This is a genomic window from Helicobacter pametensis ATCC 51478, from assembly GCF_000518225.1.
Classification (GTDB): domain Bacteria; phylum Campylobacterota; class Campylobacteria; order Campylobacterales; family Helicobacteraceae; genus Helicobacter_G; species Helicobacter_G pametensis.
Map to the genome: position 1 here is coordinate 159,352 of NZ_JADE01000006.1, position 20,995 is coordinate 180,346.

At 39.2% G+C, this 20,995-nt stretch carries 20 protein-coding genes and 3 tRNA genes; 12 read left to right on the plus strand and 11 right to left on the minus strand.

Features of this window, described 5'->3' with window-relative positions; genetic code table 11:
* From T391_RS07505 to selA, 3 genes are read right to left on the minus strand one after another with little or no spacing between them, the layout of a single operon-like run.
* A complete protein-coding gene (locus T391_RS07505; protein WP_051420500.1) occupies nt 1-1,023 on the minus strand; it encodes a hypothetical protein in 1,023 nt (340 codons plus the stop codon).
* On the minus strand, nt 1,024-2,859 hold the full coding sequence (gene selB, locus T391_RS0100865) for a selenocysteine-specific translation elongation factor (RefSeq protein WP_027326756.1): 1,836 nt from the start codon (nt 2,857-2,859) through the stop codon (nt 1,024-1,026). It lies immediately after the preceding gene.
* Nucleotides 2,849-4,213: an L-seryl-tRNA(Sec) selenium transferase gene (selA, locus tag T391_RS0100870; RefSeq protein ID WP_027326757.1), complete on the minus strand. Its 1,365-nt coding sequence runs from the start codon at nt 4,211-4,213 to the stop codon at nt 2,849-2,851. Before selA ends, selB begins: the two co-directional genes overlap by 11 nt.
* Nucleotides 4,214-4,272: 59 nt before the next feature.
* Between selA and T391_RS08560 the strand changes: the two genes are divergently transcribed.
* From T391_RS08560 to T391_RS0100880, 3 genes are all read left to right on the plus strand, one after another.
* Nucleotides 4,273-4,370: transfer RNA gene (locus tag T391_RS08560), tRNA-Sec, on the plus strand.
* A gap of 95 nt (nt 4,371-4,465) precedes the next feature.
* Nucleotides 4,466-4,540 (plus strand) — tRNA-Gln (locus tag T391_RS0100875).
* A 30-nt stretch (nt 4,541-4,570) separates the two neighbouring features.
* Nucleotides 4,571-4,647 (plus strand) — tRNA-Met (locus tag T391_RS0100880).
* 24 nt (nt 4,648-4,671) lie between these two features.
* Here T391_RS0100880 and der read toward each other — a convergent pair.
* Complete coding sequence (gene der / locus T391_RS0100885; protein WP_027326758.1) at nt 4,672-6,057, minus strand: ribosome biogenesis GTPase Der; 1,386 nt, start codon at nt 6,055-6,057, stop codon at nt 4,672-4,674.
* Nucleotides 6,058-6,120: 63 nt separating this feature from the next.
* Here der and T391_RS0100890 point away from each other — a divergent pair, with 63 nt between their 5' ends.
* The 8 genes from T391_RS0100890 to T391_RS0100925 are packed head-to-tail and all read left to right on the plus strand — an operon-like array spanning nt 6,121 to nt 14,368.
* Nucleotides 6,121-6,648 (plus strand): hypothetical protein, encoded by a 528-nt coding sequence (locus tag T391_RS0100890; protein WP_027326759.1) that lies wholly within the window; start codon nt 6,121-6,123, stop codon nt 6,646-6,648.
* A 56-nt stretch (nt 6,649-6,704) separates the two neighbouring features.
* Nucleotides 6,705-7,406, plus strand: a complete 702-nt coding sequence (locus T391_RS0100895) for an LPP20 family lipoprotein (protein WP_027326760.1) — start codon at nt 6,705-6,707, stop codon at nt 7,404-7,406.
* 26 nt (nt 7,407-7,432) lie between these two features.
* On the plus strand, nt 7,433-8,038 hold the full coding sequence (locus T391_RS07510) for a hypothetical protein (RefSeq protein WP_051420501.1): 606 nt from the start codon (nt 7,433-7,435) through the stop codon (nt 8,036-8,038).
* A 21-nt stretch (nt 8,039-8,059) separates the two neighbouring features.
* Nucleotides 8,060-9,004 (plus strand): ornithine carbamoyltransferase, encoded by a 945-nt coding sequence (gene argF, locus T391_RS0100905; RefSeq protein WP_027326761.1) that lies wholly within the window; start codon nt 8,060-8,062, stop codon nt 9,002-9,004.
* Nucleotides 8,998-9,396: a DUF2603 domain-containing protein gene (locus T391_RS0100910; protein WP_027326762.1), complete on the plus strand. Its 399-nt coding sequence runs from the start codon at nt 8,998-9,000 to the stop codon at nt 9,394-9,396. Before argF ends, T391_RS0100910 begins: the two co-directional genes overlap by 7 nt.
* Nucleotides 9,397-9,399: 3 nt before the next feature.
* Nucleotides 9,400-10,767, plus strand: a complete 1,368-nt coding sequence (gene hemN / locus T391_RS0100915) for an oxygen-independent coproporphyrinogen III oxidase (protein ID WP_027326763.1) — start codon at nt 9,400-9,402, stop codon at nt 10,765-10,767.
* Nucleotides 10,767-11,012, plus strand: a complete 246-nt coding sequence (locus tag T391_RS0100920) for a 4Fe-4S dicluster domain-containing protein (RefSeq protein ID WP_084340075.1) — start codon at nt 10,767-10,769, stop codon at nt 11,010-11,012. Before hemN ends, T391_RS0100920 begins: the two co-directional genes overlap by 1 nt.
* Nucleotides 11,012-14,368 carry an autotransporter outer membrane beta-barrel domain-containing protein gene (locus T391_RS0100925; protein WP_027326765.1) on the plus strand — a complete coding sequence of 1,119 codons (3,357 nt, stop codon included), beginning with the start codon at nt 11,012-11,014 and terminating at the stop codon, nt 14,366-14,368. The genes T391_RS0100920 and T391_RS0100925 overlap by 1 nt, the downstream gene beginning before the upstream one ends.
* Here the strand turns inward: T391_RS0100925 and T391_RS0100930 are convergent.
* Genes T391_RS0100930 through T391_RS0100960 form a run of 7 tightly spaced genes read right to left on the minus strand, consistent with a single transcriptional unit; the run spans nt 14,365 to nt 20,106 of the window.
* Complete coding sequence (locus T391_RS0100930) at nt 14,365-15,177, minus strand: energy transducer TonB (protein ID WP_027326766.1); 813 nt, start codon at nt 15,175-15,177, stop codon at nt 14,365-14,367. The two genes, T391_RS0100925 and T391_RS0100930, sit on opposite strands and share 4 nt — an antisense overlap.
* Complete coding sequence (locus tag T391_RS0100935) at nt 15,178-15,783, minus strand: hypothetical protein (protein WP_027326767.1); 606 nt, start codon at nt 15,781-15,783, stop codon at nt 15,178-15,180. It lies immediately after the preceding gene.
* A complete protein-coding gene (gene fliN, locus T391_RS0100940) occupies nt 15,780-16,136 on the minus strand; it encodes a flagellar motor switch protein FliN (RefSeq protein WP_027326768.1) in 357 nt (118 codons plus the stop codon). Before fliN ends, T391_RS0100935 begins: the two co-directional genes overlap by 4 nt.
* A gap of 2 nt (nt 16,137-16,138) precedes the next feature.
* Nucleotides 16,139-16,525 carry a chemotaxis protein CheX gene (locus T391_RS0100945; RefSeq protein WP_027326769.1) on the minus strand — a complete coding sequence of 129 codons (387 nt, stop codon included), beginning with the start codon at nt 16,523-16,525 and terminating at the stop codon, nt 16,139-16,141.
* A gap of 11 nt (nt 16,526-16,536) precedes the next feature.
* Nucleotides 16,537-17,175 (minus strand): endonuclease III, encoded by a 639-nt coding sequence (nth, locus tag T391_RS0100950; protein WP_027326770.1) that lies wholly within the window; start codon nt 17,173-17,175, stop codon nt 16,537-16,539.
* Nucleotides 17,172-17,399 carry a FeoA family protein gene (locus T391_RS0100955; RefSeq protein WP_027326771.1) on the minus strand — a complete coding sequence of 76 codons (228 nt, stop codon included), beginning with the start codon at nt 17,397-17,399 and terminating at the stop codon, nt 17,172-17,174. The genes nth and T391_RS0100955 overlap by 4 nt, the downstream gene beginning before the upstream one ends.
* A gap of 10 nt (nt 17,400-17,409) precedes the next feature.
* Nucleotides 17,410-20,106 carry a YhdP family protein gene (locus tag T391_RS0100960; RefSeq protein ID WP_051420502.1) on the minus strand — a complete coding sequence of 899 codons (2,697 nt, stop codon included), beginning with the start codon at nt 20,104-20,106 and terminating at the stop codon, nt 17,410-17,412.
* Here T391_RS0100960 and T391_RS0100965 point away from each other — a divergent pair.
* Nucleotides 20,039-20,977, plus strand: a complete 939-nt coding sequence (locus T391_RS0100965) for an endolytic transglycosylase MltG (RefSeq protein WP_158654540.1) — start codon at nt 20,039-20,041, stop codon at nt 20,975-20,977. The genes T391_RS0100960 and T391_RS0100965 overlap by 68 nt on opposite strands.
* Nucleotides 20,978-20,995 lie beyond the last annotated feature (18 nt).

The window sequence follows — 20,995 nt, forward strand, 5'->3', positions numbered from 1 at the left end:
TCATATCTCCAAGATTCTAAGATTTTTGTAGTGAGAAGCAAGAGTTTTGAATACATGAGGTGAAAACTCATCAAAACTTAAACTTAAAAGCTCTCTTGCTTGATCTTGAGTGTATCCCATTTCTTGCAAAACAAATGAAGGGGAGGCAAACCCAAATAAGCATTCTTGCCCATTGATAGCAAAAATTTCTTCAAGAAAAAGGCTTTGCAAAAGACTTCTGGCTTTGATATGTCTTAGGCGTAGAGCCAATGTGTTGGGAAGTGAGGAGGTAAGAGGTGCAAAAAGCATCATATCATCTCCAAGTTCCTTTTGAAGTAGCTCAAAGACTTGATCTTTGTAGTCTTGTTTGTTTGGTGTTGCGCGTCTTTGAATCTCTTCTAAGATTGCAGAGTAGAGACCATCGATATATCTTGTGGGTGGAAAGAGAGAGAAGTGTTGATCTGTTGTTAGATATATCCCATATCCTCTTAAAAATCCCAAGCTCTCCCCATCGCATAGCAAAATAGTTTGCAGGCAAGGATCAAACCCCAATTTCTCTCCTCTTGCCACTGCATAACTAATATCAATCACAAAAATTGCATTTGGATTCTTGTTGAGAATGTTGGCTTTGAGTTGAGAGATAGGGTTTAGGGTGAGCAGGTCTTGATTGATAAGAGGAAGAATATAAACATCGCAGTCAGGAAGAGCGCTGATGATGCCACTTTCTTGATCTGGAATGATGGGGGTGAAATCACAGAGATTTTGAGTGAGCTTATAGGCTTGATAGGCTTGTTGGTGATTACTAATGGCAAAACCAATTTTTTTGTCTCTAAGATGCACAAAGAGCTCTACAAAATCACCACTCAAAAATGAAAAATTTTCTCCACCCTGTAGTCCAAAATATTCTCCAAGAGCACAAAGCTCGCGCTGGTTTTTTTTGAAAAGGTCTTGAGAGATGGGAGGGAGATTCTGACTTCTTCTTGAGAGAAGCTGTGTGTGATTGGATGCAATTAGTGGAGGGTTGGCAAGAAGATCGAGATACATTTAACTCCTTTGATGTTTGAAGTAACGCTTTGTATCATTTTTTTGAATATCTTCAAAGCGATCTAAGTAATCTAGATATGCAATGAGATATTTTCGTGAAAGTGGCATCTTGGCTTTGAGGAGCATTAAGTCGATATAGCCTTGTTGAGTAATGATTTGGCGCATAAGTTTTAAAATCGTATTGAGATGTTTGGAGGTTACAAAGAGATTGTGCTCAAGGCGGACAACTTTTTGGGATGCACAGAGTTTTTTGAGTGATTGATCTCCGGCTTTGCGATCGATTCCTAGTTCATCATAGATGTTGTATGGGGCAAGGGGCGCATATCCTTGAGTATCTAAAATCTCATAGATTTTATGGGTGATGAAATCTTGAGGATTTTGTGTGAAATTATTTGGACTTGTGTATAAGCCATTTTTGTTGCAGATGAGACGCTCACAAAGCATAGAATCAAGAATGTGTTGAAGATAGATTTCACTAGCCCAAGGATATTTGATATGCAAGCTTGAGGCAGAGAGAAGAGCTTTTGGATTTTTTTGGAGTGTTTGCAAGATTAGGGATTGGAGGGTGTGTTGTGTCTCTTTGTGATAGAGAATAAGATTCTTATCATCAACAAAGGTATTTTTGAGATTGTGTGCGATTTGAAGCGCTTGAGTGTGTGAAAGTCCAAAGCGTTGAGTGCTTGAGATCAGTCCAAATCCTCTAGGGTGTGCTTGAGTGAGAATCTCAAAGGCATGTAAAAAATCCTCATGATACAAAGATTGAAGGAGTGAGAGTTTTTGAGACTTTTTGATTGGGTCTGTGATGGGGGAGAGGATCTCCCCTCCACATAGGGTTTGATGATCGCTTCGCAAAATAAATCTTTCCTTAAAAATTGCAAAGATTTTTTCATCACTTTTTAGTCGCGCTAAACATAAAGAGGGAGCAAGTCTGGAGAGAATTGTGATCTTGACATTTATCTTTTTGGCTCCAATGTGAAGGGTTGCATAAGAGGGGAGAGTTTGTGCTTCATGCAAGATCACCTCCAAAGTATCAAAACCCCTTAGATATCCCTTGGGTGCTAGCAAATATCCGCGTTTGAGTTCTTTGGAGGAGATTCCATGTAGATTGAGTGCAGCACGCTGGGATGGGAGAGCAGATTGAGCAAAATGAGAATGAATTTTAAGAGAGCGCACAGTGACTTCTCTTCCCAAATCATAGACTAAGAGTTTATCCCCCTTTTTGACTTCACCGCTTAGCACACTTCCGCTGACAACACATCCTGCTCCACTAATGCTAAAAGAGCGATCAATGTAGTAGCGAAAAAATCCAAGATTTTTTTTGGGAGGCTTGGGAGTGTGTGCAAGGTAATCAATGATTGCTAGTTTGTCATCGTTTTGGGAGATGAGGCTAAAGGGGAAAATTTGATCTAGGTGAATCTGTAGCGATTGAAAGAGTTTGGTGATATCTTGAGAGAGCTCTTGTTGTTTTTGTGAGGTGATTTTGTCTGTTTTGGTGATGATGCAAATACAGCGGGGAATCCCTAAAAAGTTGGCGATCTGAAGATGTTCAAGAGTTTGGGGCATGATCCCATCATCTCCTGCGATGATGAGACAAAATAAATCCACACCAAAGGCTCCAGCCACCATATGTTTGATAAGCTTCTCATGTCCTGGGACATCGATGAATGCGATGTTGCGCTTTGGAAGAGTGAGATTGGAGAAGCTAATATCTAGTGTGATTCCTCGCTGCTTCTCTTCATCGCGCTCATCCCCATCAAATCCATTGAGTGCTTTGATAAAAGATGTTTTGCCATGATCGATATGCCCTCCAAGAGCGATAAGTAAATCATTGTGCATTGCTAAAATCTTTCATGAGATTTTGGAAAATCAAATGGATTTTGTCAAAATCTTGTTCAAAGATACATCGTATATCTAAGCAAATATGATCTTGAATGATTCTGCTAATCACCCCCTTTTTTCTTAGAGCTTGCTCAAAAGCTAGTGTTTTAAGAAGTGAACTTTGACACAAGATTCCATAAGATGGAAAGGGAGTCTGAGGTAGGCTCCCCCCTCCAGCTAGAGAATCTACTCTCTCAATGCTGAGTTTGAGATAAGGGATGGATTGCAAACGATTATGAAGTTTTTGAGCCTTTGTATGAAGCTCTTCTAGAGTGGCGTTGAGCATCGTGATTGTAGGGATTTTGTCATATTCTTGATGGATATAGGCTCGGAGTGTCGCTTCAAGAGCCAAAATTGTAAATTTATCAACTCTTAAAGCTCGCAAAAGATGATTTTGCTTCAATTTGGCGATGAGGTGAGCTTTGCCAATGATGATCCCAGCCTGCGGGCCACCAAAGAGTTTGTCTCCGCTAAAACTCAAAAGAGAAGGTGAGAGTTTGGAGAGCTCTAGGATGCTTGGCTCCTCATGGATCTGAAGTCCCTGCATATAGCCACTTCCTAGATCATAATAATCGATCAGATTATGCTCTTGAGCAAGTTTGGAGAGATCGGCAAAATCGACACTTGAACAGAATCCGATTTGTTTGAAGTTGGATTGATGGACTTTCATTAAGATGGTTGTGCGCTCTGTGATTGCATTGGCATAATCCCAAATGTGGGTTTTGTTGGTTGTTCCCACTTCTATCAAGTCTGTCCCTGAGATTTTCATAACCTCTGGGATTCTAAAAGCCCCTCCAATTTCTACAAGCTCACCACGCGAAATGATTGCTTCATAATTTTTGCCAAATGTATCCAATACCAAAAGCACGGCACTTGCATTGTTATTGACTACGATTGCATCTTCGCAATGTAAGAGAGTTTTTAGAAGGTGGGTGATATGAATGTAGCGTTCACTGCGCTCTCCATTTGCAATGTCATATTCAAGATTGTTGTAGTTTGAGAGGAGAGGGGTAATTTCCTCTAGGATCTTTGGATGCAAGAGGCTTCTGCCAAGGTTGGTCTGAAGGACAATGCCTGTGGCGTTTATGAGAGGTTTGATGGTGCTTTGAGTTTGGGAGAGATAGAGTGCATAGATTTCTTCTTTGAGCTCTTTGAGATGAAGGGTGGATTGTTTGCCTGAGAGGATTTCTTGGCGCTTTTGAGAGAGTGTATTTTGGATGCAAACTTTGAGGATGGATGGGGTGCAGTGAGAAAACATCGAATCTTTAAGTAGAAGATCAACTTTTGGCAAGCCTTGTAGCAATTCAGTCACGGAATTCTCCAATGAAGTTGGGATTTGATATATAATTCTAACTTAATAAATTTTGTTTTGGAGGGCAAGCGATTCTGGTGTTCGCCTTGGGCTTCAAACCCATTGAGTGGCTAGGTGTCTAGTTGCTGGGGAGTTCGATTCTCTCGCCTTCTCGCCATAATTTTTTAAATTTTTGATCTTTGTTTTAGAAAATTTGAAGATTTACTTGACAAGAGAAAAACTTTTCTATACAATGCCGACTTCAGTTTGCATTGGGGTATCGCCAAGCGGTAAGGCACCTGGTTTTGGTCCAGGCATTCCGAGGTTCGAATCCTTGTACCCCAGCCATTCTTCTTTTTAAAACCCAATATTTTTTATCGCGGGATAGAGCAGTCCGGTAGCTCGTTGGGCTCATAACCCAAAGGTCGATGGTTCAAATCCGTCTCCCGCAACCAAATCCCCCTATCTTTTTTATGATTTTATTCTTCTTGAGAATCTTGATCTTTTTTGTTTGCTTTGTTTTTGGCTGTGATAAGAATTGGTGTCCCAGCAAAATCAAAATGATCTCGTAGATAATTCACCAAATAGCGTCTATAGCTAAAATGCAAAGCTTTTGGGCGATTCATGACAAGAGCGATTTGAGGCGGACATGTCTCATATTGTGTGGCATAGTAGATCCTGACGATCTTTCCATGGTCGCTTGGCAGTTGATGACGCTTTGTGGCTTCTGAAATTATTTCATTGAGCTTGGCTGTAGGGATGCGTTTTGAGTAGTTGGCATAAACTTCTAAGATTTTTGCTTTGATCTCATGGATATGGCGACCGGATTTGGCACTTGCTGTGATAAAGGGGGCATACTCTAAGAATTTAAACTTTCTTTTGTATTCTTTGGTGATGATCTCAAAATCTCCATTTCTGATATCCCACTTGTTTAGCACAACAATCACGCCAAGAGAGAATTTATTGACAAGAGAGCTGATGCGTTCATCAAGCTCGACAAAGCCCTCACTCACATCAAGCACAAGGAGAGCAATATCACTTTTTTCTAGCACCTTTTGTGTTCGATCAAGTGCATATTTTTCGATCCCCTCAATCTTGCTTCTGCGTCGAATCCCTGCTGTATCTACAAAACAAACACGATGATCTAAGAAAGTGATTTCCTCATCTACTGGATCAATTGTCGTTCCAGCCACATCGCTGACGACGCTTCTCTCGCTGCCAAGAAGTGCATTGAGCAAAGAGCTTTTGCCCACATTGACACGGCCAATGATCCCAACATTGATTTGAGGAATCTGGAGAGTTGCTTCATCGGATGGCTGAGATAAGAAATCTTCCAAGCTTTCATCTTCTTGAGAATGCGATAGGACTTGAATAGGGGGGAGATTGAGAGAGGAGATGATATGGTTTTTGAGAGCCAAGATTCCTCGATTGTGACTGACTGAGATCATAAAGCTTTCTTTGGCTCCAAAATTTGCAAACTCCCATCCCATCTGTTTTTCTTTATCATTATCGATTTTGTTGATGACCAAAATACAGTGTTTGCATATTTTTTGGAGTGTAAAAAAGAGCTCCCGATCTTCTTCTTGGGGAAGGAGTTTGCCATCTACCATATATAGGACAATATCTGCATTTTTTGCACTCTTAAGACTTAGTTCTTTGACCTTGGAGAAGAGAGCATTGCTTGTGTCAATCCCTCCGGTATCAAGAATCTCCAAAAAATGTCCATCAAAATCCATAATCGATGAATTGACATCTCGTGTAGTTCCAGCAATATCTGATGTAATGGCTTTTCTTTGTTTTAGGAAACGATTAAAAAGGGAACTTTTGCCTACATTTGGTTTTCCCAAAATTGCTATTTTTTTCATTCTGCTCGCTTTGATTGTTTTGTAAAATGATAATCAAAACTTTGTGATTTTAAGGCAAGAGAAATGCGTTTTGTGTGGCTTTGTGCTTTGATGATGTATATGTATGGTGGAGCACAAAAGGCCCAGATCATTCAAACCTATACTTATCAAGCAGAATATACAGATTTTAAGCAAAGACTAAGGGATGGTGGTGTGGAGATTCAGATCCAGTCCAAGCCACTCCTAGATTTTTTAAATTCCAATGAATTGGAGGGGAGGATGGAGCGACAGGTTGTGCGCTTCAATGATGCTTACACTGAGTTTAAGGCTTCACATCAGATGATCCATACTTATTCCAATTCATCTACTTCAAAGTTAAAGTTTAATTTCACGCAAATGATTTATGAGCTTGAATATATCGGAGATGCAACTTATCGAGTCAAAAATGCCATTGAATTGATTGATGATGTCACAAAATGTCGTTTCTTGATTCAAAAAACAATGACAAGTTTGATCGATAGTCGCAAAGACTTTGTGATCAATCTAGATAATCAATACTATCTAGGAAAGGTTTTGGCCACTTATCGATATTTGAGATGTAGCACAAAATAAAGTGGAACACATCTTGCTTTAATCTTGGCATTAAATCAAAATAAAGGATTAGATACATGAGAAGTAAGGTAATTTACTCAGGTATGATTGGCATTGCGGCTTTGGGATTGAGCGGGTGTGGTGCATTTAGCGATGGTGTTAGTGATACAGCACTAATCCCTCCATCTGCAAACTATCAGGCCAATTATGTGCCATTGCAACCCCCAATGGTGTATAGCCAGCCTAGTGGGAATATGATGCCTCAAGAAAGTATGGAGCCACAGGTTCAGCGTGTTAATAAGATGGTTATAGATAGCATCGAACTACCTGCCCTTCCAGAGATTCAGACTCCTCCACCAAGTCAAAAAGCTCCCACACAAATGGCAAAGCCTGAAGAAGAAGCAGATTCTGGTGAGCCAATGATTCCAAACTCTCCAATGCTCACAGCAAATAATACGATTGAGCTGAGTGCTGTGGGAATGGGTGTAGCACCAGAAACATCAGTCTCTCCATCTCAGGCGCTAGCATTGGCTAAGAGAGCAGCGATTGTGGATGCTTATAGACAGATTGGCGAGAAAATGTATGGAATCAGAGTTAATGGTCAGGATACAGTGAAGGATATGATGCTTCAAAACTCTGTTGTTAAGACAAAGGTTCAAGCACTGATCCGTAATGCTGAAATCACAGAGACTGTTTATAAAGATGGATTGTGTCAAGTGAGCATGGAGCTCAAATTAGATGGAAAAGTATGGCATAAAGTTTTGAGTGGAAAATTCTAAGAATTTAAGCCAGAGAAAGGGTAGGCATGAAAAATTCGATTTGCAGATTGATTATGGGATTGTCAATCATGCTTGGTCTAGGTGCCTGCTCTTCAACTCAAACCCAGCAAGGGTGGGAGAATTTTCTATCATTTTTTGGAAGCCAGCCAGAGATAGATCCCAATTCACTTGAATTATTAGAACATATCTCAGGGACAAAGTTAGTTTTACTCAATACGCCAATGATCAAATTTTATGATTTGGCTGTAGTGCGTATCAGTTACTATGCAATTCATGTAGATCTATTCCAGACAGGAGTGCCTATTGGAACCCTTGAAATTACAAAGAGTGATGTTTGTTTTCAAGGGGAATGCGCTCCAAAGTCTCTTGCAGCACGGAAAATTTTTGGTGTTGTGAGCTATGGGGATTTGTTTGATGATATCTTTTTGGGAAATGATATTTTTCAAGGTCGAGGAATGCGCATCAGTAAGCAAGGAGTTTTGACTCAGCGTTTTGTGATGAATAACCAAGAGATACTTTATGAGAGAACAGCGGATTACACAGTTTTTAAGAATCTTAGTAATGGTGTTGTGATTTCTATTCAACCCTATGTCTTACCCAATAATAATCCTCCAAATCCCAGAAGCAGATAAACTCATTTATTAGGAGAATCCATGAAAGATTTTTTGAGTCTCAAAGACTACAGTAAGGAAGAAATCCTCCAAATCATCGCCATAGCTCAAAACATCAAACAGCAACATAAGTCCTCTATTCCTACTCCTTTAATGAAAGATTGCACTTTGGCAATGATTTTTGAAAAAAATTCGACTCGGACACGAGTGAGTTTTGAGACAGGGATTTATCAACTTGGGGGTATTGGGTTGTTTCTCTCAGCCAATGAGATTCAGCTTAGTCGAGGAGAACCTATTAAAGATACGGCAAGAGTGATTGGGTCAATGGTGGATATGGTAATGATTCGCACATTTGAACATAGTCGCCTTGAAGAATTTGCTGCCTATTGCCCTGTGCCAGTTATCAATGGCTTGAGTGATAGTTTTCATCCTGTGCAACTCTTAGCAGATTATCTGACGATGATAGAGTGCGGAATCTCTCTTGATGATCAAAAACCCATTGTGGCCTATGTGGGAGATGGCAATAATATGGCGCACTCTTGGCTTATGCTTGCAAGCAAGCTTGGATTTGAACTCAGAATCGCTTCTCCTAAAGGCTATGGTGTGGATTTGGCGATTATGAGTCTTGCCCAAGGTTTTGCTCAAGATAGTGGAGCTAAAATCACACTCTTAGAAGATCCCAAAGAGGCCGTTAGTGGAGCCAATGTTGTCACTACAGATACTTGGGCTTCAATGGGGCAAGAAGATGAGAAGGAAGCTAGAGTAAAGGCATTTGATGGATATCAAGTTGATTGCAAGATGATGAGTTTGGCTCAAAAAGATGCAATCTTTTTGCACTGTTTGCCCGCATATCGTGGATATGAAGTGAGCGAAGAAGTGCTGGAGGGCGGGCAGAGTAGAGTGTTTTTGGAGGCAGAGAATCGTTTGCATGCCCAAAAAGGAATAATGGTATATTTGCACCAAAACTATAAAGGGAATGGATGCTAGAGCTCAATAAAAACATAACAAGCGGGAATCTCAAACGACTAGAAGGGGGGTGTATCAGTATTAAACTTGAGGATGGGGATCTTAGTCTGGGAAAGCCTTGCTTTGTCAGTGATGAAAATGGAGAAGAGTATGTGTTGATTTCCACAAGCATCCTTCAAAAACTCCTTGATGGGATGAAAAAGGCACAAGAGGAGAGGTTTGCTATTTCTCTTGAGCGCGATATTGCCAATCAAATGCCTTTAGATTTTGAGGATGTGTTGAGTGTTGCTAAAGCAAAGCTTAAAGAGCGCAATCTTGAGCTTGGAGAGGTTGATTCTGCTGAGCTGATTGAGGAGATTAAGCGTGAGCACTCTAATTTGTTTTTTAATATCGATGAATATCTAAGGAAATAAAAAATGATAGATTTTGACAAAATAGCCAAGTATTCTAAGTCTGGTCCTCGTTATACAAGTTACCCGACTGCCGTTGAGTTTCATGAGGGATTCCAAGAGACAGACTATATTCGTGCCTTGCAAGCATCCAATCAGACAGATATTCCACTCTCTCTTTATGTCCATCTTCCATTTTGTAAGAGTGCTTGTTATTTCTGTGGTTGTAATGTGATTTATACAAGCAGTGAAGAGAAGAAGCAGGGCTATCTCCCCTATATCAAAAAAGAGCTTGAGTTGCTTGCTAGGTATCTAGATACCAAGCGAGAAGTGATTCAGCTTCACTTTGGTGGAGGGACGCCCACATTTTTTCAGGCCAAGCATTTGGAATATGTGATTTCACTTTTGCATCAGGCTTTCCCTAATTTTGCTCCCAATATTGAGGCAAGTTGCGAAATTGATCCTAGATTTTTCAATGCAGAGCAGATGAAGGTGCTCAAAGAGGGTGGATTTAACCGTGTAAGCTTTGGTGTGCAAGATTTCAATCCAATCGTGCAAAAAGCAATCAATCGATTCCAAAGTGTTGAGCTTGTTTCAAATGCTGTGAAGATTGCTAGAGATGCAGGGATTAAGTCAATCAATTTTGATTTAATCTCTGGACTTCCCTATCAGAATCAAAAGAGCTTTTTGGAAACTTTGGATACAGTGATTTCTCTTGATCCAGATCGTTTGGCAATTTTTAATTATGCACATATGCCTTGGATCAAAAAAACCATGCAAATGATTCCCCAAGAAGCCCTACCAACCCCTCAGGAAAAAATTAAGATCTTAAAATCAAGCATTGAATTTCTGAAAGAAAATGGTTATGAACTCATAGGTATGGATCATTTTGCTAAGCGTGATGATGAGCTCTTTTTGGCGATGCAAAATGGAGAATTGAGACGCAACTTTCAAGGATATACAACGCGTGGATTCTCGCAAACTATTGGGATTGGTGTGACAAGTATTGGTGAGGGAAGGGATTATTATGTCCAAAACCAAAAAGATCTTAAAGATTATATGGCTAGTCTTGATTTGGAGAAACTTCCTGTGCATAAGGGGATCTGGCTCTCCAGTGAAGATCGCCTCAGAAAAGAGGTGATTATGGAGATAATGAATAATATGCGTCTTGAATATGCCAAGTTTGATGAGCGTTTTGGGATTGATTGCAAGAGCCATTTTGCTCAAGCTTTGGAGGCATTGAAGGAGTATCAAGAGATTGGTCTTTTGGAGATGAATGAAGATGGGTTTTGGGCTACTCCTACAGGAGGGATGCTTATACGCAATATTGCAATGGAATTTGATGCTTATCTTCCAAAGATCACTGATCAGAATCGATTTAGTAAAACACTTTGATGAATGCAGTTTGCGTAAAATGTGCACGATGCAATCCAAGCTGTCCGACTTTTATGGAGAGTTTGGATGAGGTTTATTCTCCAAGGGGATATCTTCATCTATGCACTCTTTTAGAATCTCAAAAAATACAGCTAAGGGATGAGGTGGTCCAAATCCTTTCTTCTTGCACGCAGTGTGGAGATTGTGAGCCTTTGTGTCCTATTGATTTGCCTATTGTGCAAATGATTGCTAGTGCTTTAAAATAATGAAAAAAATCATCTTAATTCCTTGTTGTGCATTGATGATGTATGGAGCATCAAGCTGGCTGGAATTGGATAAAACTGGACAAGGATCATTGGACTTGATCAATGTCAGTGCCAAAGATACGGTCTTGCGTGTTAATTTAAATAGTGCTACAGATTTAGGTACTTCTCGTTATGGGGGGAGCTTGGTTTTAGAAAGTGGATTGTGGGTGGATATCCTATCTATTACTGGAGTTATCAACGAAAGTGCAACTTCTCTATATATTTTAGAGGGATCAAAAAATAGAAGTATTGAGGGTAATGGCACATTTTCTGTCAATATTCGAAATATATCTACAGAATACATCAAGAGTCTTTTTGATATACGAGGGAGAGGGCAGTTAAGCATTGATACAAAAATGGCAGTCATGATTCCAGTTGGTGCCTCATTATTTTCTATTTTTAGAATTGCTGGTGGGGGGAGGCTAGTGTTTAATAATGATTTGAACATCGATGTTTCACATGCAAAAGGGAGCTTGGGTGGGAAATATAGAAGCATTTTTGATCTCAATGCTGGAGGAAATGTCCAAATCAATCCTGACCAAACCTCTAATGCAATTTATTTGAAAGGTGATATTTTTTCTCAAGGAACTCTCGAGGGAAATTTCAAAAGTACAGCTTCGCTCTTTGAGGGGAAAATGCGCTTAGAGAATGATTCCATTACAACTTTGCAGTTTTTTTCTTCAAAAATGTCTTCAGAAATTGAGGCAAGCGGACAATCAAGTATCGATCTATCTTTGGATTCTAGCACCCTTCAAGGATCTCTTCAATCAAGAGATAATGCGATTTTGGATCTAAAATTGGCTAATCACTCTAGTGGAGAATTTAATATTATGAGTGAGCAAAATGCCAATTTCATCACACTGTCTACCCAAAGTCAGCTCAAAAGCACAATTCAAACAAGTGGAAATACGATCATCAATGTTTCTGGTGGATCAAGTTATGAGGCAGAAATCACTCTGCAGAATAAGGGAAGTGTGCAGGCAAGTATCATAGATGAGAATTCATTATTGAAAGGATGGCTTAAGGCAAATTTAAACACTGAATCTAAACTTACTTTCACTCAAAGAGCCAAGGGAGAGTTTGATACATCTTTGAGTGATGAAGCAAGGGTGGAATTTAAGATCACAAGTGGGGCAATCTTGCATGGAAATTTGGAGGGTAAAAATTTTGCAAAAGGTGTTTATGACTTGCTTGAAGGAAGCCTGAAGGGAGAGATCAAGCTTGTTAATAATGCTCAAACCACTATGTCTTTGAAACACAATTCATTGTTTCAGGGAAAAATTGATGTTGAAGATTCTGCAAAAGTAAAAATCACACAAGAGTATTCCACGATTAAGGCTGATTTGATTATGAGGGATAGTGGAGAAAAGCTTGAATATTATGGAAAACAAGGCCTATTTGAGGGAAAAATCAATTTAATGAGAGGGGGATCTGAAAATAAAATTGAATGGAGTGGAATGAAGGCAAATTTTGAAATGTTTGTCAGTGATTTTCCCAAAATGTCTTTGAGTGCTACTCAAGATTCGACCCTTAAGGCAAAGGTGCATTTCTCAAAAACTCAAGAGCAAAAGATCCATTTCTCGCTTGAAAATTCTAAAATTTATGGAACTTTTATACAAGAAAATCCCATAGGCGGAACACTTTCTTTGAACAATCAATCTCAGTGGTTGATAGGAGAAAATTCAACACTTAAAACTTTAGAAATTGCCAATCAAAATATCGTAGATTTTCAGTTTGAGCCTTTTTCTGAGACCAAAAGAGCACTCGATCAGATCAATCTAAACAATCGCATTTTGTTGAAAGTAGATTCTATCAAGGGAGATGGAGGGATATTCAAGCTTCATGGCGTTTTAAATCGCGCATCATGGGGGAAAGATGAAAGAGGCAAAACACTTGCAACAGATCAAATCCAAACTAGAAGTTTGGAGGGAAGGCATCATATTCAAATTTTTTGGAATCCCAACAATTTGGATCAAACCCTGCTTCAAGCCAATCTTTATGATGACTATATCGTCGTGGCATCTCAATCAAGCACAGCTGGGGGAGGAGAATTTGTCGGAGCTAAGAGTTCTCTTGGAGTTTTTGAATATGATACCAAGCTGACTAAGATTGAGCTCAAAAATGAAGCGGGAGAAGTGGTGGGGTATGATTGGATTTTGGGTGTAAAAAAAGAGGATCCACTCCCACCAGATCCCCCTATCCCACCAGACCCTCCACCTCCAGATCCACCACCCCCAGATCCTATTCCGCCAGATCCTGTGCCACCAGATCCACCTATCCAACCAGTCAAGCCAAATTTGTCGACATCTGCTAGAGTGATCAATTCTCTTTTGTCTTCACAATTTAAGCTATTTTTGGCACAAGAGGAGAATTTGCATACAAGATTGGGAGATCTGAGGAGTTTCAACGCCCTAAGCGGCGCATGGCTAAAGTATCGCTATGGTTTGATGTTGTCTTTAGAAACCTTGCACTCTACGGATTCTCTTGAGATGTATTCAAGTATCGCCTTGGGGTCTGACTATAATTTTTTTACTCCATCTGGAAGAAACTTTTTGGGTTTATCTTTTGAAGTGATGAATTTTTGGGATTTTGGAGGGGGAATCCAAGTGCCATATTTCAAAGGAGATTCTGTCCTGTATGGATTGAGTGTTTATGATAGCTTTTTGTTTGATCATGGGTTATATATCGATGCATATTTGAAATATTATTTCTCTCAAAATGCATTTGATTTGTTTTATATGGAGCTTGAGGGAAACAAAAAAAGCTTCAATACCCATGGATTGATTATGTCTATTGAGGCTGGGAAAAAATTTCGCTTGCCTATTATGACACCTGATTTTCAAAGAAGCTTTTATTATCTCAAGCCTGAGGGAAAAATCACGCTTGGATATTTGCCATCTTTTAAAATGGAATTTGCCTCTATTGCAAATTATAATTTTTGGGGATTTGTTGATGATTCTCTCCCTTTATATACTTCATTGAGTGTGGATTTTGGACGGAGATTTGATGGTGATCAAATCAAGGGTGATGTATTTGTGGGAGCTGGGATTGAATATACTTTTCATGCTGGTGGAGGCAAGATGATTTCCACATCATTCAATCAAGTTCATATTGATAATGATGATAATTTTAATTTGAAAATTAGAGCTGGGGGGAATCTCTTGATCAATGATGTGATGAGGATGTATTTTGGGATGGATACGCGATTTGGAGGAAAGATTCAGCCACTTTTGAATCTAAGTGTGGGTATGAGGTTTTTGTTTGGAAAAATTACATCCAAAGTGCCACAAAGTTTTCCAATGATCTATGCTCCCTAACGACGAATCAAATAATAATTGATATAAAAGCGAATCAGTGTTTTGCTTTTGGGGTGAGGATAGTCTTTGTAGGCAATCTCAATGGTTTTAATGCTATTGCGATCTAGGAGAATGAAACCACTAGGTTTGATAATCTTAAGATCGCTGATGTCTCCATTGGGATGTAGATAAAACTCTACAACATTGCCCCCACTTTGAGCCAGCATCCCAGCATTTGGGGGATAGCGTAAATAGCTTTGTGTGATTCTTCCGATATAGGCAAGATTGTTGAGAATATATTCTTGCTCCTCTCGTCCAAGCTGACCAAATTCTGCTCCATAAAATTCGCTAATGATTTTTTTGGTTTGTGTGTCTGCTAGTTGGTAGCTAAAAGTTTGCTCAATAGGAATTTGTGGGGTGGTCTGTGTCATCAAATCTTGTGTTTGATTGGGAATATCTTGTGGAGAAGATTCTTGCAGGCTTTCTTGCTGATTCTCTTTGAGTTCTGAATCTTTGGCATCTTGTTTGGGTGCTTGAGTGGTTTTGGATGGGGTTTCTTTGGGTGGTTTTGGTTTTTTATCTTCTTTGTTTTTGGGTTTGTTTTTTGTCTGTTTGGATGAGGATTTTTGTTGTTGCTGAGGAAGTGGATTGGATGGAAGTTGTGCTTTGGAATCAAATTGAGCAAACTCAAATGAGGAAATTTTGATTTTGGGATTATCGCCTGTTCCTTTTTTGAATCCTTTTGTATTGGAGTGGATCAAAAAAGCAAGGAGGAGGGCATGGAGGAGAAGTGAGACAACAAAAGTAAGAGCAAGTCGATATCTCTTCACCTAATCCTCTTTAAGTGTAAATTCCTTGCCAAGATCTTTGCTTTCAAGGAGGACACAGCCTTGCTCATTGGAAAAAATAGTAAAGACTTTATTTTGATTTTGGAGTGTAATGATTTTTGAAGATTTATTGAGATAAAACTCATGAAATTGAAATGTTTGAGGTAGATTTTTGATCCTTTGTCGCTTTTTGAGAAAGAGTAAAAAACCAATCAATACAATGAGGAGTGCAAGGACGGCAAAGTATCGCCACCATGAAATTGAAGGGATTGCCCAAACAGAAAAATGAATTGCATCTGAATCTTTGGAGTAAGAATAGGAGAGGGTTTGATTTTGTGCTTGGATAAGAAGAAGTGTTTGATTGGGATGAATGGAGCGAAGCTGCAAAAGAGAAAAAGGAGGCATCAGAGCCTTGCTCCATTCTTTTTCCTTAAAATCATCTTGGATTAAAATTTCTAATCCTTGAGCAGTGGTTTGAATAGTAAATTTAGCTTGAGTGGGAAGTGAAAATCGAAGATGATCTTTGGTCAAAGAGAGGGTGATATCACTGGAAGCAAAAGCTGCCCACACTTGAGCGATGAAGCAAGTGAGGATAAGCAAGAATCTCAAGAGAATTGCTCGCGTGTGATGTAATACATGATTGCATCAGAATCAAGGATCTCGTTGATGCGGATTGCAAGATTCTTTTCATAAACCATAACCTCACCCTTGCCGATAACACGACCATTGACAAATGCTTCGATCCCTTCTCCTGCTGGCTTTTGCAAGTCAATCACCGATCCTTTTTCTAATCGTAAAATGTCTCTTAGGGTAAGTTTGATTGAGGCAAGCTGTGCATCAAAAATCACATCCATATCTAGCAAACCTGTGTAATCTTGCATCATTTTTTCAAAGCTTTGGGCAAGTTGAAGTTCTCTTTCGCTGTGTTCTTGGCTTTGATCAAGGATGGGGGTTGTCTGCATTTTTACTCCTTATAGATGCTGCATGTTCCTTTTTGGATTTGAAAATGTGCGCTTTGTGTGAGATTTGTCGGAATCTCTTGAGGCAACACAAAGATAGGAAGACTGACTTTGATTTTTGGATCAGTATGCATCATTTTGGCTTGACCGATGACAAGATTGGCAAGCTCTTGAGAGAGATCTTGGATCTCTTCTTGACTTGGATTGCTTTCAGTCAAAAGAGTCTGAGCCAAAAGTAGCATAAAATCCTTGTCACATGCAAAATAATATGTTTCATCTTGGATTGAAATCTTTGAGCAGTATTCTTGATGAGCGTGGGTTTCAGTGGATGTGGGAGTGAGATTTGCAATCGTTTGAATAGTATTGATAAAACTTTGAATAATCAGTTTCATTCTTTCCTCGACTATTGTGGTTTGAAGTTTTTCTTCGTTTTGCAAAGATCACTCACAAAGCAATCTTTACAATTTGGTGTAACTGCCTTGCAAATATATCGCCCAAATAAAACAAATCCTTGATGAAGTGCATGCAGATTGTCTTGGAATAATTTTACTAGCTCTTCTTCTGTTTTTTGAGCAGTTTTGGCTTGAGTGAGCCCTAGGCGATGAGAGACGCGGAATACATGTGTATCTACAGCCATAAAATTTGCACCAAAATATTCGATCAAGACTACATTGGCTGTTTTTTGTCCAACTCCAGGGAGGGATTTGAGTTCTTGTTGAGTAGAGGGGATGATTCCTTGAAATTCTTGTACTACTTTTTGTGCCATGGCAATAAGATGTGTGGCTTTGTTGTTGAAAAATGAACAACTCTTGATCAATGCTTTAACATCAGAGAGATTGGCTTGTGCAAGAAGATGAATGGAGGGAAAGGCTTCAAAAAGAGCAGGTGTTATGAGATTGACGCGCTTGTCTGTGCATTGAGCTGATAGCATCACAGCCACAAGCAATTCATAAAGATTAGAGTATTGGAGTTCGGTTTTGGCATCCCCATAATGCATAAGAAACTTGCGCTTAATGATTTGTGTTTTTTGAGCCTTTGTCATATCGTCTCGACAAAGATGTGTTGGGCTTCAGAATCTCGCAGGGCGATTTTTGTTTGATTGACTTGAATGGCTAGGGTTGCTTTATTGGATGAAAAGCGCTCAAGAAAGATATGACAATCCTTTGTGATTCCTAGAGAAAATAATCTATGTCTCAATGCTTCATCCTCGGTCTTAATGGCAGTGATTTTATAAGTTTGATTTTCACATCCATCAAAAAGTGTCATATGTCTCTCCTTAATCTGGGATAAAAATACGCTCAATAATTTTAAATGGAGCACTGATGATATCTTCTGCTAGAGTGACTTCAGAGCGTGGATTTTGCAGTGTTCCTTTCAGAATCAAGCTTGTGGATATTTTACCCTCTTTGCCTAGCAAAAGATAGCCAACAATGGGGATTTTGCTTAGAACCTCAGAAAGTCCTTTGATGGTTGAGATGGTGAGGGAGACATTGAGATCTTGGGTGTCAAGATCGATGATCCCACCACCAGAAACATCGATTGTATCCCCTATAAGATCGATTTTTTTAAGCCCAAGGTAATGATCTTTGAGTTCCAAAACCACACGCCCATGTTTGACTTGATAACCCTCTGTACTAAAACCTGGTTTTTTGAAAACAATCAGTGAGGGGATGGTATCAATGAGGGCGACGATATTTTGGAGTGTGGCGAAATTTTTAAAGATTGTGTTTTGCATCTCAATATCTGCACGAAGAATTTTATTTTTGTAGAGACCCTTTCCGCTAAAAAGCCCACCTTGGATAAGTTCTTTGCCTGCGATGAGATTGATGAAATTTCCACTGAAATTATTGGCTCTGAAGCGAATCACATCATCATAAAGATCCAAATTGAGGATGCCGTTTTTATAAGTGGCATCAAGTGTGGTTTTTTGATCTTTGATATTGGTGATGATTTCATCTGTAGGGATCGTGAAGTTTTGATAGCGAATAGCTGAATTTTTTGATTCTAAATAAAGAGAGAAGGATTGATCTTTGGGCGCTGTAGATTGCAAATCCTTAGATTTGGAATCTTGGGGTTGTGTTTGAAGAGAGTTGATGGAAAGTGCTGGGATTTTGTTGTTTTTGAGTGCGAGGAGGTCGAAGTTTTTATTTTGGAAGATTACCTTGAGGGCATGGTCTTGATAATCTATAGCGATACTTTGATCAGATGATTGAAGAGAGATAGATTGATCTGAAATCTTTGCTTGAATCCCCAATGTCTTGATAGGCTTCCATGTTTTGTCAAAAATAGGATATTTGAGATCTGATACCTCTCCCTTAATGAGAAAGTTTTTGAAGTCTTTTGTCTCAATCTTGGTATGTCCATCTGTGATCATAAGGTGTTTGAGGAGTGGAGAGTATGGGTAGAGTTTGGCAATGTTTTGGATGATGATTTCTTTGGTGTCATCCAAAAGAAGTGTAAGATCAAACTCTGGAATTGTAATGAGGGGAGCATGAGAAAAATCCACATCAATTTGAAACTGAGATAAGTCATTGGAATCAAGGATAAAAATTTGATCTAATGGAGATTGAGTGTCTGTTTTGGTTTGGATTTTGATTGAATTTGGGTGAATTTGGCCATAGAGTTTTTTCTCCAAAAGATCGATATCACAATTGATTAGTCCTTCAATTAGGGGATTTTCAAGTTTTGCCATTGTATTATTGATGAAGATATGACGCGCATCTGGCTTGAGATCCAATACGACATTGAGCGTCTCAGCATAGATGGGCATCCCAAAGAGTTCAAGATGAGTTTGTTGCCCCTGAAATACTCCTTGTGCCTCTACATCTAGATGGTGATCTGGCTTAGCAAGGAAAGAGAGCTTGAGATCAAGGTCAAGCACAGAATCATTTTGATTGACATCAAAATCAATATCATAAGTTTGAAGGATACGATGGATTCGTTGATCTAATGTGGCATTTTTGGATTTCAAAAAGACTAGTGTTTTGACACCGAGGTTGGGTTTGGTGAGATTGTGGAGTTCGACAGAGCTTCCTTGCAGGTCAATGCCTTCATACAGAGGATTTTGGAGATCAAATCCTAGTGTTTCATTTTGAAATTTAACCTTAAGAAAGGGGGTTGTGATGGGAGCAAGCTCTGGTTCGAGTTTGAGAGCCACATTTTCAAGATCCACTTCAGCATAGAGGCTTTTGAGCATCCTTGGGACAAAATTTTCATCAAGTGGCGCACTAAAAAAAAGATTTTTAATTCGCACAGAATCAAAAGAGGCTTTTTGGATAAGCCATTTATGAAGAGTAGGGATTTTTTGAAGTTCTTCTTCATAGGGTTTGAGATCTTTGAAGGGTGTGCTAAAGGCACTTATGTTGAGGGTTTTGAGATTGGAATCCCCTTTGATGATGAGTTTTTCTTGATTGCGTTTTAGATTGTTGTTGTTTTGTGCGATGAGAGAGAATGTGATTTTTCCATGTGGAATGTTGTATTGGATATGCCCATTGATCTGTGTTTTGAGATCTTGTGCGATAAGTTTTTGAATCTTGAGATAGATGTTTTGAGGATTTTGCTGAATCTGAAAGAGTGCTTGAAGTCTAGGAAAATCAAGATGATAACGCTTGCCATCATAAAAAATTGATGCTTTGGTTGAGTCTGGGAGAGTAATGTTTTTGACTTCAATCCTTTCAAAGTATGAAATTGCAACTAGGCTATTTTGAAACCATTTGATCGTCTTTGGAATATTGAGTGAAGTTTTGCTTTCTTGTTTCTTGATCTTGATGGAGTCAAGGGTTAGCGTGAGTTTATTGTCGAGTTTTAGATACAATCCCAAGAATTCGATATTGGCGACCTTAAATCGCTGAACACTAATCCCTTTTGAAAGAGTATAAAAACACCCAATGAGTAGTGCAAGAATGATGCTAAGAAAAGCTGCTAGGATGATGTATCGTTTTTTGATTCTTTTCTTTTTTGGTTGTGTGGTCATTCTTTTCTATCTTAATCTCAATATTAAAACCCCCAAAGAGGTGATTATGCTCCCAAAGGGGACAATCAATCAGATTGTAACATACATCGCAGCTCAGAGCATTGATGCCAATCGTTTGGATTCGTTTATTTTGAGATTTTTTGGATCTCCTCAAAGCGGATGGATTGATCTTGGATCTCTAGCTCTCTCAAAGGGTGATTTGTTTTATAAGCTTACCAAATCCAAAGCAGCGCTCAAGGAGATCAAACTTATTCCTGGAGAAACAATGTACTTTTTCTTCAAAGATATCGCACAGGTTTTTGAAGTGGAAGAGCAAGCCCTGTGGGATGCATGTGCTAAATCCCCTCGGTGTATTGAAGGAAGCTTTATCCCTCAAACTTATAGGATTCCCTATGGTGCAATGCCTGAGGATATTATTTGGTTTCTCCTTGATTATTCTCAGAAAAAGCATAGGGATTTTGCCAAACAACATGGGATTGTGTATGGGAGTCAGAAGTGGAGACAGATTCTTAGTAAGGCAGCCATTATTCAAAAAGAAGCAGCAGATCTCAAGGAAATGCCTCTCATCTCAGCAGTGATTGAGAATCGCATCAAGCGTGGCATGCCTTTGCAGATGGATGGATCACTCAATTATGGCAAATATTCCCATGATAAGGTCACCCCTAAGCGTATCAGAGAAGATATGAGTTTATTTAATACCTATCGATACAAAGGAATCCCCCCAGTGCCTTCAGGAAGCGTGAGTTTTGAGGCACTAGAGGCTGCCCTAAAACCTGCCAATGTCCCTTATTTATATTTTGTCAGGACACGCGATGGCAAACATGCTTTTTCAGAAACCTATCAAGATCATAAGAATAATTTTACAAAGTAATAAATTTAGATTTATTTG